General features: G+C 68.1%; 12 protein-coding genes, 3 tRNA genes, 1 other RNA gene and 1 pseudogene. 4 read left to right on the top strand and 13 right to left on the bottom strand.

Features of this window, described 5'->3' with window-relative positions:
* Nucleotides 1-178: a transfer-messenger RNA gene (gene ssrA / locus VGE49_RS05970) on the bottom strand; the annotation flags it as partial.
* Nucleotides 179-237: 59 nt separating this feature from the next.
* Entirely contained in the window at nucleotides 238-1086 is an 849-nt protein-coding gene (locus tag VGE49_RS05965) for a class I SAM-dependent methyltransferase (RefSeq protein WP_331033644.1), read from the bottom strand.
* Nucleotides 1087-1153: 67 nt separating this feature from the next.
* On the opposite strand from VGE49_RS05965, the gene VGE49_RS05960 reads away from it, so the two are divergent.
* On the top strand, nucleotides 1154-1600 hold the full coding sequence (locus VGE49_RS05960) for a helix-turn-helix domain-containing protein (RefSeq protein ID WP_331033643.1): 447 nt from the start codon (nucleotides 1154-1156) through the stop codon (nucleotides 1598-1600).
* Here the strand turns inward: VGE49_RS05960 and miaA are convergent.
* Nucleotides 1554-2438 carry a tRNA (adenosine(37)-N6)-dimethylallyltransferase MiaA gene (gene miaA, locus VGE49_RS05955; RefSeq protein ID WP_331033642.1) on the bottom strand — a complete coding sequence of 295 codons (885 nt, stop codon included), beginning with the start codon at nucleotides 2436-2438 and terminating at the stop codon, nucleotides 1554-1556. The two genes, VGE49_RS05960 and miaA, sit on opposite strands and share 47 nt — an antisense overlap.
* A gap of 76 nt (nucleotides 2439-2514) precedes the next feature.
* Here miaA and VGE49_RS05950 point away from each other — a divergent pair, with 76 nt between their 5' ends.
* On the top strand, nucleotides 2515-3585 hold the full coding sequence (locus VGE49_RS05950) for an Mrp/NBP35 family ATP-binding protein (RefSeq protein ID WP_331033641.1): 1071 nt from the start codon (nucleotides 2515-2517) through the stop codon (nucleotides 3583-3585).
* Here VGE49_RS05950 and VGE49_RS05945 read toward each other — a convergent pair.
* The 7 genes from VGE49_RS05945 to VGE49_RS05915 all read right to left on the bottom strand — a co-directional run bounded on the left by VGE49_RS05945 (nucleotide 3582) and on the right by VGE49_RS05915 (nucleotide 7223).
* The gene (locus tag VGE49_RS05945) at nucleotides 3582-3902 is read right to left on the bottom strand and encodes a YbjQ family protein (RefSeq protein ID WP_331033640.1); all 321 of its coding nucleotides are present in this window, start codon (nucleotides 3900-3902) and stop codon (nucleotides 3582-3584) included. The two genes, VGE49_RS05950 and VGE49_RS05945, sit on opposite strands and share 4 nt — an antisense overlap.
* Nucleotides 3903-3916: 14 nt before the next feature.
* Nucleotides 3917-4456 (bottom strand): dihydrofolate reductase, encoded by a 540-nt coding sequence (locus tag VGE49_RS05940; protein WP_331033639.1) that lies wholly within the window; start codon nucleotides 4454-4456, stop codon nucleotides 3917-3919.
* 52 nt (nucleotides 4457-4508) lie between these two features.
* Nucleotides 4509-5180 carry an aquaporin gene (locus tag VGE49_RS05935; protein ID WP_331033638.1) on the bottom strand — a complete coding sequence of 224 codons (672 nt, stop codon included), beginning with the start codon at nucleotides 5178-5180 and terminating at the stop codon, nucleotides 4509-4511.
* Between the two features lie 91 nt (nucleotides 5181-5271).
* Entirely contained in the window at nucleotides 5272-5586 is a 315-nt protein-coding gene (locus VGE49_RS05930) for a nucleoside triphosphate pyrophosphohydrolase family protein (RefSeq protein WP_331033637.1), read from the bottom strand.
* Between the two features lie 5 nt (nucleotides 5587-5591).
* Nucleotides 5592-6449, bottom strand: a complete 858-nt coding sequence (locus VGE49_RS05925) for a thymidylate synthase (RefSeq protein WP_331033636.1) — start codon at nucleotides 6447-6449, stop codon at nucleotides 5592-5594.
* Between the two features lie 72 nt (nucleotides 6450-6521).
* Entirely contained in the window at nucleotides 6522-7070 is a 549-nt protein-coding gene (locus VGE49_RS05920) for a DUF924 family protein (RefSeq protein ID WP_331033635.1), read from the bottom strand.
* Between the two features lie 76 nt (nucleotides 7071-7146).
* A tRNA-Pro gene (locus VGE49_RS05915) sits at nucleotides 7147-7223 on the bottom strand.
* A 212-nt stretch (nucleotides 7224-7435) separates the two neighbouring features.
* On the opposite strand from VGE49_RS05915, the gene VGE49_RS05910 reads away from it, so the two are divergent.
* Nucleotides 7436-7509: transfer RNA gene (locus tag VGE49_RS05910), tRNA-Gln, on the top strand.
* A 175-nt stretch (nucleotides 7510-7684) separates the two neighbouring features.
* Here VGE49_RS05910 and VGE49_RS05905 read toward each other — a convergent pair.
* The 3 genes from VGE49_RS05905 to VGE49_RS05895 form a co-directional block, all read right to left on the bottom strand.
* A complete protein-coding gene (locus VGE49_RS05905; RefSeq protein WP_331033634.1) occupies nucleotides 7685-9772 on the bottom strand; it encodes a S9 family peptidase in 2088 nt (695 codons plus the stop codon).
* Between the two features lie 128 nt (nucleotides 9773-9900).
* A tRNA-Asp gene (locus VGE49_RS05900) sits at nucleotides 9901-9977 on the bottom strand.
* Nucleotides 9978-10089: 112 nt separating this feature from the next.
* Complete coding sequence (locus tag VGE49_RS05895) at nucleotides 10090-11700, bottom strand: AbgT family transporter (RefSeq protein ID WP_331033633.1); 1611 nt, start codon at nucleotides 11698-11700, stop codon at nucleotides 10090-10092.
* A 210-nt stretch (nucleotides 11701-11910) separates the two neighbouring features.
* On the opposite strand from VGE49_RS05895, the pseudogene VGE49_RS05890 reads away from it, so the two are divergent.
* Nucleotides 11911-12003 (top strand): annotated as a pseudogene (locus tag VGE49_RS05890) (NADH-quinone oxidoreductase subunit A); the annotation flags it as partial.

The raw sequence follows: 12003 nt of genomic DNA, 5'->3' as shown, positions 1-12003 counted from the left end.
GTCCGTCGATGCTAGTCGGCCCCATGCTGCCTCCGCCGATAACGCGGGGAAGAAGTTGGTGGAGCCGCCGGGAATCGCACCCGGGTCCGGTCCGCTTATTACAAGCGCGTTTATCGCCATAGTCCGGGCGAACCCGAACAGAACCAATATAGGCGTTGCGCCGTCGCGTTCCAAGGGCGGAGCGTCGCTGGCGTCGAAATTACAGCAGGATGGTCGGCGCCGGCGGCGGCTTCGGCCCTATCGCGCGCGGGCGTGAACACGCCAGCAGGCGGCCGTGAAACTGGCGACGCCCTTGGAGGTGAAGGCCTCGAAGGCCTGGTTGACCGCACGGATCACCCTGGTTCGGGTCGCCTCGTCGAGGTCGGGCAGGAGTTGGCCGACGCGACCCATGCGGGCGGCGTAGGTCGCGAGGTCGTCCGCCGACAGCGTGCAGGGCACGTCGAGCGGCTGGATGTCGATGTCGCGCCATTCGGCCTCCAGTATTCGGCGCACCCGGTCCGCGTCGGCGAAGGCGAACTGGCCGGGGGGCGCGGGATCGCGCGGCGCCGGTTCGGGCAAGAAGGGCGCGGCCGCGCGCTCGGCGGCGACCATGAAGGGATTTTCCTCGGCGCTGCGCCAGGCGATGAAGGTCAGATCGGCGCCGGGGCGAACGGCCCGTCGCAGATTGGCGAAGGCCGCCGCCGGGTCGTCGAAGAACATGACGCCGAAGCGCGAGATGACGGCGTCGAAAGCACCCGGCTCGACCACATGGCGTTGCGCGTCGTCTGCGATGAAACGGGCGTTGGTCAGGCCGTCCTTCTCAGCCCTTCGGCGGGCGGCGTTGATGAGGGGGACCGATATGTCCAGCCCGGTGCATCGTCCCTGCGGCCCCAGTCGACGTGCGGCGGCCAGCGTGGTTGCGCCCGCGCCGCAGCCGATGTCGAGGACGTCGCGAGCATGGCTGACTGCTACGGCATCCGCCAGCAGGCGCTCGAACGGCAGGAAGAGGCGGTCCAGCAGTTCCTGTTGCTCGACCCAAACCTCTCCGCCGCGCGAATTCCACAGCGCCGACTGCGTCTGACGGGTCTGAATGGTCGGCTGGGTCATGGCGGCGTCCTTGTGTCTGGCCTTGGTTCGCGCGACGATACGACTTCAAGTCAACTTGAGGTCAAGCGTGAAGCTGCTGGATATCGGCGAGGTGGCGGATCGGTCGGGGTTGCCAGCCTCGACGTTGCGATTCTACGAGGGAAAGGGGCTGATCGCCTCGGTCGGGCGGCGCGGGCTGAGACGGCTGTTCGAGCTTGAGGTGCTGGATCGGCTGTCGCTGATCGCCCTAGGGCGTTTGGCGAGTTTTTCGCTGGATGAGATCGGGGCGATGCTCGGCGCCGAGGCCGCGCCGCAGATTGATCGCGCGCGGCTGGCGGACAAGGCGGACGAACTGAATCAGACGATCCAGCGGTTGACCGCCTTGCGAAACGCCCTGCGTCATGCGGCCGAATGTCCGGCGCCCAGCCATATGGAATGCCCGACGTTCAACCGCCTGCGGCAGGCGGCGGTGGCTCGGGGGCGGGAGACTAGGCCCCCGGCGAAACGCGCGGCCAGTCGCGGGTCTGGTTCCTGAACCAGGTCAGCTGGCGCTTGGCGTAGTGGCGGGTGGCCAGGCGGATGGCGGCCACCGCCTGATCCAGCGAGGTTCGGCCGGCGAGGTGGGCGGCCAGTTCCGGCACGCCGACGGCCTTCATGGCGGGCAGGGCGGGGTCGAGACCGCGGGCCAGCAGGGCGCGGACTTCCTCCACGGCGCCGTTGTCGATCATCAGGCGGACCCGCGCGTCGCAGTGGGCGTAGAGGCGGTCGCGCGGCGGCTCGACCACCAGGGCGTCGTAGGAGCCGGAAGCCAGCAGGGGCCGCGTGGCCGCCTTCCAGTCGCTGAGCGAACGGCCGGTGGCCTGGGCCACGGCCAGGGCGCGGACCAGGCGCTGGCGGTCGCCGGGGGTGATGGCGGCGGCCGCGTTCGGATCGACCTCGGCCAGGCGGCGGCGGAAGGCGGCTTCGCCCTCAAGGTCATGCTCGGCCTGAACCGCGTCGCGCATCTCGTCCGGCACGGCGGGGATGTCGGCCAGGCCGCGCGTCAGGGCGTTGAAATAGAGGCCGGTGCCGCCGACCAGCAGGGCCGGGCGGCCTGCCGCCGCCAGTTCCTCCAGCAGCGGCATGACGGCGCGGGTCCAGCGGCCGACCGACCAGGACTCGGCGGCGTCGGCGACGCCATAGAGGCGGTGCTCGGCGCGGGCTTCGTCCTCAATGGACGGGCGGGCGCTGAGGACGCGCAGGTCGGCGTAGAGCTGCTGACTGTCGGCGTTGATGATGACCGCGCCGGTCTTCTCGGCCATGTCCAGCGCCAGACGCGACTTGCCCGAGGCGGTCGGGCCGGCGATCAGGGTGAGACGGGGCGCTTTGGTCAAGGAACAGGCTCGCGAACAGGATCAGAGGGCGATAGAACGCCCGCGACCGGCCCGGCAAGGGCCAAGGAGCAGAGCCTTGATCGACCGCACCGCCGTAATCGCCGCCCTCGACGCCGTTGTGGACCCGAAATCGGGACAGGGGCTGGTCGCCGCCGGACTGGTGCAGGGGCTGATGGTGGGCGAGGACCGGGCGGGCTTCGTCATGGAGGTTCCGGCGGGCGAGACGGCGATCTACGCCCCGGTCCGCGACGCGGCCGAGGCGGCGCTGAAGGCCATGCCGGGCATGGCGCGGGTCTCGGTCGTCCTGACCGCCGAGGCCGTGGCCGCCGCAGCGCCCCGCCGCACGGCGGGCCTGTCGAAGGCCGCGACCGATCAGGGCCGGGCCAAGGCGCCGGTTCCCACCGAACGCCCCGCCCATGTGAAGCGCGTTCTGGCCGTGGCCAGCGGCAAGGGCGGGGTCGGCAAGTCGACGGTGGCGGTCAATCTGGCCGCCGCTCTTGCTGCGCGGGGCCTGTCGGTCGGGGTGCTGGACGCCGACGTCTATGGCCCGTCGCTGCCGACCATGCTGGGGCTGTCGGGCCAGCCGGCCTATGAGGACGGGGCCATCGTTCCCCACATCGCCCATGGGCTGAAGGCCATGTCGGTGGGGCTGCTGACCAAGGCCGACGACGCCATGATCTGGCGCGGGCCGATGGCGTCGCAGGCCATCACCCAGATGCTGACCCAGACGCGCTGGGGCACGGAAGAGGCGCCGCTGGACGTGCTGGTGGTGGACCTGCCGCCGGGCACCGGCGACGTGCAACTGACCCTGATCCAGAAGACGCCCCTGGACGGCGCGGTCATAGTCTCGACCCCGCAGGAGGTGGCGCTGGCGGACGCCCGCCGGGCCCACACCCTGTTCCAGCGCGTCAACGTGCCGACCCTGGGCCTGATCGAGAACATGAGCGGCCCGGTCTTTGGGCAGGGCGGAGCGGAAGCTGAAGCCGCCCGACTGGGCGTGGCCTTCCTGGGCGACCTGCCGCTGGACGCCGCCCTGCGTCAGGCGGGCGACGCGGGTCAGCCGCTGGTTTCGGCGGAGCCCGAGGGCGAGGTGGCGCAGCGGTTCGCCGCCGTGGCGGCGCGGGTGGCCGAAGGGCTGGGCCTCTAGGCCGGCTCGACCACGACGGCGGCGCCATAGGCCAGGACTTCGGTCACGCCGGGCATGATCTCATTGGCGTCGTAGCGCATGGCCAGGATGGCGTTGGCGCCCATGTCGCGGGCATGGGCGATCAGTTCGTCATAGGCTTCCTGGCGCGCGGCCTCGGCCAGCTTGACGTAGGCGCCGACGCGGCCGCCGATCATCGACTGCACCCCGCCGATGGCGTCCGAAACGAGATTGCGCGAACGCACGGTGACGCCGCGCACTACGCCGAGATGGCGGACGACGCGATGGCCGGCCAGGTCGTTGGTGGTGGTGACGATCATAGGATGGCTCCGGTTCAGCGGCGATCCAGGGTGCGGAAGGTGAAGGCGTGGTCGTCCTTTTCGCCCGCCGGATGGGCTTCCGACAGGGTCTCGACGAAGGCGGCTTCATCAAAGGCCGGGAAATGGGCGTCGCCCTCGGGCTCGGCCTCGACCTCAGTGATGTAGAGGCGCTGGGCGCGGGGCAGGACCGCCTCGAACAGCGCCGTGCCGCCTATGACGCAGACCTCGTCCACCCCGTCCTCGACGGCGGTTTCGCGCGCGATCGACAGGGCTTCGCTCAGGTTCGAACAGACCAGCGCCCCCTTGGCCATGCCTTCGGATTCATAGGAGCCGTCCTTGGTCAGGACGATGTTCAGCCGGCCGGGCAAGGGTTTCAGCGGCAGGCTCTCCCACGTCTTGCGGCCCATGATGCAGGGCTTGCCGACCGTGACGGCCTTGAAGCGTTGCAGGTCCGAGCGCAGCCGCCAGGGCAGGTCGCCGTCGCGACCGATGACGCCGTTCCTGGCGCGGGCGACGACGAGGGCGATCTTTGGGCCAATTGGGGGAACAGACACTGGCGAACTCCGGCAGACGGGGGCGACGCGACGCCGCCCCCTCGATGCCGACTTAGGCCTCTGGCTCGAGCAGTTTCAAGCGGAAGAAGGCGGCGCCGATCACCGCGCCGATCGCCGGAGCGACAAAGAAGACCCAGACCTGGCTCAGAGCCTGGCCGCCGACCAGAAGCGCCGGGCCGAAGCTGCGGGCCGGATTGACCGAGACGCCCGTCACCTGGATGCCGACGATGTGGATGACGGCCAGGGTGATGCCGATGGCGACGCCGGCGAAGGCGCCGTGTCCCTTGGCCCCGGTCACGCCCAGGATGGCGATGATGAAGATGGCGGTGGCCACGATCTCGAAGATCAGGGCGGCGTGCAGGCCGTATCCGCCCGGCGATCCGGCGTCGAAGCCGTTCTGGCCCAGGCTGGCGAAGCCGGTCTTGGCGATCAGGCCGAGGATGGCCGCGCCGATGATCGCGCCGATGAACTGGGCGATCCAATAGACCACCATGTCCCTGGCGCTCATCCGTCCGGCGACGAAGACGCCCAGGCTGACCGCCGGATTGACGTGACAGCCCGACACCGGGCCGATGCCATAGGCCATGGCGATGATGGCGAAGCCAAAGGCCAGGGCGATGCCCAACTGGCCCACATGATCGAACCCGCCCAGCACGGCGGCGCCGCACCCGAACAGCACCAGAACCATGGTCCCGACCAGTTCGGCCGCAAACTTCCTCAACATGACAACCCTCCCGTTTCATGCGCCCGCATCGACGCGGATCAAGGGAGGGTGCGCCGAGTCTCCGGGGCTCGCCAGACGGCGTTACGGCAGTTTACGCTTCGGCTTGTTGCGCTTCCGGCTCCAGCCACTTCAGCCATTTGCGCTGCATGGCGGCTTCCAGGTCGATGCCGGCGTGGTCGCAGTAGATGAGCAGCATGCCGAGGACGTCGGCGGCTTCGTCGCCGAGGGCGGCCGCATCAGGGACGCCGCGGGCGCGCCCGGTGAGGTTCAGGTGCTCCTTGGTCAGTTCGCCCAGTTCTTCCTGCAGTTTCAGCAGGGCCCAGTCGCGGTCGCGGTCGATGGCGTGCTCGCGGGCATAGATGTCGGAGATGCGGAGGACGTCCGCCTTGAGGTCAGCGATCTTCATGAGGATCAGACCGCCACGGCGGCCTTGATGTGCGGCCAGGGCGCGTAGTCGCTGAGCACAAAGTCCGACAGCTCATAGGCGAACAGCTCGGATTTCGGCGCGACGGTCAGGGTCGGAAGGGGCAGCGGCTGGCGGGTCAGCTGCAGCTCGGCCTGCTCCAGGTGGTTCAGATACAGATGGGCGTCGCCGAAGGTGTGGACGAAGTCGCCCGGCTCCAGCCCGACCACCTGGGCCAGCATCATGGTCAGCAGGGCGTAGGAGGCGATGTTGAACGGCACGCCGAGGAAGACGTCGGCGCTGCGCTGATACAGCTGGCAGCTCAGCTTTCCATCCGCGACGAAGAACTGGAACAGGCAGTGGCAGGGCGGCAGGGCCATGTCGTCCACGTCGGCGGGGTTCCAGGCGCTGACGATGTGGCGGCGGCTGTTGGGATTGGTCTTCAGGCCGTGGACCAGCTTCTGGATTTGGTCGATGCTCGAGCCGTTCGGCGTCGCCCAGGAGCGCCACTGCTTGCCATAGACGGGGCCGAGGTCGCCGTGCTCGTCGGCCCATTCGTCCCAGATGCCGACGCCGTTTTCCTTGAGCCAGCCGATATTGGTGTCGCCGCGCAGGAACCACAGCAGTTCGATGAAGATCGAGCGCGTGTGCAGCTTCTTGGTGGTTAGAAGGGGGAAGCCCTTGGACAGGTCGAAGCGGATCTGACGACCGAAGACGCCCAGGGTGCCTGTGCCGGTGCGGTCGTCGCGGCGCACGCCGTTGTCGAGAATGTCGCGCAGCAGGTTGAGATACTGCCACTCGGGGTGATCGGCCGCGACCGCTCCGCTGCGGGTTTCCAGATCGGCGAGGGCGAGGGCGGCGTTCATGGAATGAGAGGATGGGGCCGAATCGGTCCCGTCGTCACGCGCGACGAATCGCTTGCCCACAAGAAAGCGGAATCAGCCCTTGAAGCCGTCCCCGGCCAGGAAGGCGGCCTCGTCCGCCGTCGTCTCGCGTCCCAGGCAGGCGTTACGGTGGGGGAAGCGGCCGAAGCGGGCGACGATGTCGCGGTGAATCACGGCGAACCTGTAGGTGTTCGGCTGGTCGGCCTCATCCAGCAGGGTCAGCAGGGCTTCCTGATCCGCCAAGGATTCGGAGTGCATAAGCGGCATCAGGATGAAGGGGCGCAGATCGTGGGCCACCCTGCGGTCGTCGCCGCGCGCGATCGCGGTCCTGGCGAACGTGAGGGCCAGGGGGTCAGTGGCGAACATATGGGCCGTATCGCGGAAGGCGTTTCGCGGCAGCTGGTCCAGCAGGATGATGAGGGCCAGCGTCCCCTCGGGCGTCGCCGTCCAGTGGTCCAGTTCGCGGCGGGCGGCGGCGAAGTGCGTCTCGCGGCAGTGTTCAGAGAAGGCCGCATCGAAGGCGGCGTCCTTGGCGAACCATTTTTCAGGTCCAGCCTCGATCCAGAAGGCGACGACTTCAGCGGGAGTAAGCAGCGTGATCATGCGGCATAGCTAAGCGCGCAAAGGCGCGAATGCACGGCCCCGCGAGGGGGAAATCATCTGACGATGTAAGGAAAAATGGTCGGAGTGAGAGGATTCGAACCTCCGACCCCTGCGTCCCGAACGCAGTGCTCTACCAGACTGAGCCACACTCCGACATTTCTTCTCGGCGCGGGCCAGAGGCCGTCGTTGCGTCGAGGAGGGGGCTTATAGCCACCCGTTTCGGACCTCGCAAGCGGGGATTTCGCGGCTTTTTAAAAAGTCGCCGCTCGATGAAAATTCTTTTGTTTTCAGTGTTGCATCCCCGAAAAGCTTGGCGTATCTCACCGCTCCTCGCAGCGACGAACTGCGGGGCGCGCCGGACCTGCTGGGGAATGGTGTAATGGTAACACTACGGTTTTTGGTACCGTCATTCTAGGTTCGAGTCCTAGTTCCCCAGCCATCCGCCCCTCGGGCGAGAGCATCGACCGGCTCAAAACACCCTTACTATTATAATGTGCAACCTCGAAGTCCGCTGTCTGCTTTTCAGCGCGCGCGAGACGTCGGGCTGAACTGCGTCGCCAAAGAAAAAGGCCGCCGGATCGTTCCGGCGGCCTTTGGCGATTCTGGGCTTGAGGTCAGCGCGCCGGAGCTGCAGGCGCCGTCGTGGGCGTGGGCGCGCCGTCCTTGTAACGGTCGAACCAGGCCAGGATGGCGCTGATTCTGGCGGCGTTCTGGGACGGGCGAACCGCCAGGCTGTGGCCGACGCCGGGGATCTTGACCAGGGCGGTGGGCACGCCGCGCAGCTGCAGGGCGCTGTAATACTGCTCCGACTCGCTGACGGGGGTGCGGTAGTCCTCGTCGCCGACGACGACCAGGGTGGGCGTCTTCACATTGCCGACCAGCGACAGGGGCGACCGGCGCCAGTAGGCCTCGGGATTCTCCCACGGATATTCGCCGAACCAGTAGCGGGCGAAGAAGGCCGGGTTGTCGGCGGTCAGAACGAAGCTGGCCCAGTCGATCACCGGCTTCTGGCTGGCGGCGGCCTTGAAGCGGTCGGTCTTGCCGACGATCCAGGCGGTCAGGACGCCGCCGCCCGAGCCGCCGGTGACGAACAGGCGGTCAGGATCGGCCACGCCCCTGGCGATGACGGCGTCGACGCTGCTGATCAGGTCGTCGTAGTCATGGCTGGGGTAGTCGTGGTGGATCAGGTTGGCGAATTCCTCGCCGTATGAGGTCGAGCCGCGCGGATTGACCGACAGGACGGCGTAGCCCGCCGCCGCGAACAACTGATTGTCGGTGGCGAAGTGCGGGCCGTAGGCGGCGAAGGGGCCGCCGTGAATTTCCAGGATCAGCGGATACTTCTGACCCTCGACATAGCCGGCGGGCAGGGTCAGCCAGGACTCGACCGCACGACCGTCGTGCGAGGAGGCGACCTCCAGCCGCTGGACGGCGCCCAGGGTCTTGCCGGCCAGATAGTCGGCGTTCAGCCGGGTCAGCTGGGTCTGGCGGCCTTGGCGCAGCACATGGATGTCGGCGGGGCGCAGGGCGTCGCCGCGCGTGAAGGCCACCGAACCATCATCGGCCAGAGAGAAGTCGCCGCCGGAATAGGGGCGGCCGATGTCGGCGCCGCTCAGGCCCTGAACCACCGTCGTGACGGCGCCGTCCAGCGAAACGCGACCGACCGTGGTCGAGCCGTGGTCGTCATAGGCGATCAGGATGGAGCGCCCGTCATGGCTCCACACCGGCGACTGGACCGAACGGTCCAGGCCTCCGGTCAGGACGCGGCGGTTCGCGCCGTCGCGGTCCATCACATAGAGGCGGGTGTTGTGATAGCCCATCCGCTGGTCGTCATAGCCGACATAGGCGATGCGGCGGCCGTCGGGCGAGGCGACGGGCGACTGATCCGGCCCTCGACGGTCGGTCAGGGCGGTCAGGACGCCTGAACGGACGTCCAGGGCGTAGACCTCGCTGTCGGCGGCCTCGCGCTGCCAGTCGGCGCCGCGATTGGCGCTGAGATAGAGGGTGGCGGAATCGGGCGACCAGGACAGGTCGCCGCCGTGATGAAAGTCGCCCTGGGTCAGTTGGCGCGCGCCGCCGCCGTCGGCGGGGGCGACGAAGACCTGGCGATAGCCCGGCTTCAGATAGCCCTGGCCGTCGGCGCGATAGGTGACGGTGTCGATGACCTCCAGCGGCGGCGCCCATTGGGCGCCTTCCGGCTTGGCCAGGGCCGTTCCCAGCTTCGGCGCCTGACCGGCGACCAGAACCGAATAGGCGATCCTGGTCCCGTCCGGCGACCAGCTGATTCCCGTCGGGGTGTTGGGCAGGCTGGTGACGCGCACCGTCTGGCCCGAAGCGATCCAGCGCACGAACAGCTGAGCGCCGCCGCCCTCGGCGGTTGAGATATAGGCGACGCGGGTTCCATCCGGCGACCAGCGCGGCTGGCTGTGGGAACCCGCCGTGGCGACCAGGGGCGTCTGCTGGCCGGTGCGCACGTCGATCAGCCAGATCGTCGGCCGCATCCGGTCGGTCATGATGTCGGCGGTCTGACGCACATAGGCGGTGCGCGATCCGTCCGGGTTGATCTGCGGATCCGAGGCGACCTCGAGCCCGAACAGGTCCTGGGCCTGGAAACGCGCGGATTCGGACGAAAGCGGCGCGGGCTGCGCCATGACGGGCGTGGTCAGAAGAGCCAGCGCGCAGCAGGCCCACATCGCTTTAGACATTCGGCGTTTCCCCCTCTGGAACGCCGTGATCATAGATGCGGCGAAGGGGGCGGCAAGCAGCATCGAAGCCGCAAGCTGATCTCTAATGTGGAGAGGGCGGTGTGCGCCATTCCTTTCGCTGAAAGGAATGGCGCGAGTGACGGGGCTCGAACCCGCGACCTCCGGCGTGACAGGCCGGCACTCTAACCAACTGAGCTACACCCGCGTTTCCCGAACCGAAGCGTTGTGCGCCGCGGCGAGGGGCGTCGTTTAGGCGGGGCCGCCGCGCACGTCAAGCGGCTCGCCTGTGGATAAGTGAAAATACCGCGAGACCTCCGTTACTTGGCCGCAGCGGCGGCCTGGGGCGGGGCCACGGGGCCGGCGATTCCGCCGTCCGTCGGCAGGTGCGAGGCGACGGCGGGCGGGGGCGGATCGTAGTGGACGCCCACGCCCGGCCCCAGCGGCAGGTCCAGCGCCACCCAGGTCGCCACCATGATCAGGCCCGCGACCAGGAAGGCCCCGGCGTAGGGCAGCATGGTGGCCATCAGCGAGCCCAGGCCGAAGCGGGGATCCCATCGCTGGGCGAAGGTCAGGATCAGCGGGAAGTAGCTCATCAGCGGGGTGGCGATGTTGGTGACGCTGTCGCCCATGCGATAGGCGGCGGTCGTCATCTCGGGGCTGATGCCCAGCAGCATGAACATGGGCACGACGATGGGGGCCAGCGCCGACCACTTGGCCGACGCCGAGCCGATGAAGAGGTCGAAGACGCAGGACACCAGCACCACCACGATCAGCAGCAGGGGCGTCGGCAGGGCCAGTTCGCGCAGGGAGGCGGCGGCGTTGACCGCCAGAATGGGACCCAGGCCCGACCAGTTGAACATGGCCACGAAGTGGGCGGCGAAGAAGGCCAGGACGATATAGGGGGCCAGTTGGCTGATCCCCTCGCGCATCATGCGCACCAGATCACGGTGCGACTTGATCGAGCCGGAGCCGACGCCGAAGGCCGCGCCGGCGCCGAAGAAGGTCAGGGCGAAGAAGGCGACCAGCGAGCGATACAGCGGGTTGAACCGCTGCGCGGGCTCGGCGTCGGCGTCGACGAAGGGTGAGCCGGGCAGGAGGGTGATCAGGGTCCAGATGGCGATCATCGTCAGGATGGTCAGGCCGGCGAACAGCAAGCCGCGCTTCTCGGCGCTGCTCAGAGGCGTTTTCTCCTCGGCTGTCGCCGGGGCGGCGGAGGAGGGAACCCACGGGCCGAGGCGCGGCTCGATCACCCGGTCGGTCAGGAACCAGACGATGGGGGTGAAGACGAAGACGACCCCGACGATGAAGAACCAGTTGCCGGCGATGCTGACCGCATAGGACGGGTCGATCAGGTGGGCGGCGGGCTCGGTGATGCCCAGGATCAGGGCGTCGCTGGCGCCGGGGAAGAGGTTGCCGGCATAGCCCCCGGAGACGGCGGCGAAGCCGGCGGCCAGACCGGCCAGCGGATGGCGGCCCGCCGCGGCGAAGATGACGGCGGCCAGAGGAATGACCACGACATAGGAGGCGTCCGAGGCGTGGTGCGACACCATGCCCGTCACCACCACGATCGGCGTCAGGATGAATCGCGGGGCGTTCAGCAGGGCGCCGCGAATGGCGGTCGAGAACATCCCGGTCCGCTCGGCGACCGAGGCGCCGTAAATAATTGTGATCACGATCCCCAGGGGCGGAAAATCGGCCAGGGTGCGCGGCATGCCGATGAAGAGCCGTTCCAGATTGGCGGGCGACAACAGGCTCTCGGCCTGCAGCACGTCGCCCGTCACCGGATTGACCGCCGACCAGCCCAGACCGGCGCCGACGAGACTGAGCGCGATCAGGCCCAGGATCAGCCACAGAAAGAGAAAAACGGGATCGGGCAGGCGATTGCCGACGCGCTCGATGGTGTTCAGCAAGCGGGCTGCGAGGCTCATGCTGCGACCTTGATTACAGAGGTATGGGAAAGCCGCCATTTACGCGTATCGTCGGTGCGGCTGGCAACGGTGCGGCCTGCGGCAAAACGCGCATAGGCTTGCGAACCGTTCGCAATAAAAAACCTTTGCCGACATGGGTTTGAACCTGCCGAAGGTTGGGTCTAAGAAGCCCCGAATCCGCCCCCTCCCTCGGCGGGCGAGGCAGCTCGAATGAACGCATTTCTTCTAGAATACCTCCCGATCGTCGTTTTCCTGGCGATCGCCGCCGTCCTGGGGCTCGGCTTCATGCTGGCCGCCTGGGCT

The sequence above is a fragment of the Brevundimonas sp. genome, from assembly GCF_036405315.1.
In the GTDB taxonomy this organism is placed as follows: Bacteria; Pseudomonadota; Alphaproteobacteria; order Caulobacterales; family Caulobacteraceae; genus Brevundimonas.
This window is presented reverse-complemented; position numbering and strand designations above follow the sequence as displayed.

Excerpts from the sequence above, each read along its gene's own strand:
- VGE49_RS05920 (WP_331033635.1), bottom strand. The coding sequence starts at position 7,070 with ATGATCACGCTGCTTACTCCCGCTGAAGTCGTCGCCTTCTGGATCGAG.
- VGE49_RS05930 (WP_331033637.1), bottom strand. The coding sequence starts at position 5,586 with ATGAAGATCGCTGACCTCAAGGCGGACGTCCTCCGCATCTCCGACATC.
- VGE49_RS05945 (WP_331033640.1), bottom strand. The coding sequence starts at position 3,902 with ATGATCGTCACCACCACCAACGACCTGGCCGGCCATCGCGTCGTCCGC.
- VGE49_RS05935 (WP_331033638.1), bottom strand. The coding sequence starts at position 5,180 with ATGTTGAGGAAGTTTGCGGCCGAACTGGTCGGGACCATGGTTCTGGTG.
- VGE49_RS05965 (WP_331033644.1), bottom strand. The coding sequence starts at position 1,086 with ATGACCCAGCCGACCATTCAGACCCGTCAGACGCAGTCGGCGCTGTGG.
- VGE49_RS05925 (WP_331033636.1), bottom strand. The coding sequence starts at position 6,449 with ATGAACGCCGCCCTCGCCCTCGCCGATCTGGAAACCCGCAGCGGAGCG.
- VGE49_RS05905 (WP_331033634.1), bottom strand. The coding sequence starts at position 9,772 with ATGTCTAAAGCGATGTGGGCCTGCTGCGCGCTGGCTCTTCTGACCACG.
- VGE49_RS05895 (WP_331033633.1), bottom strand. The coding sequence starts at position 11,700 with ATGAGCCTCGCAGCCCGCTTGCTGAACACCATCGAGCGCGTCGGCAAT.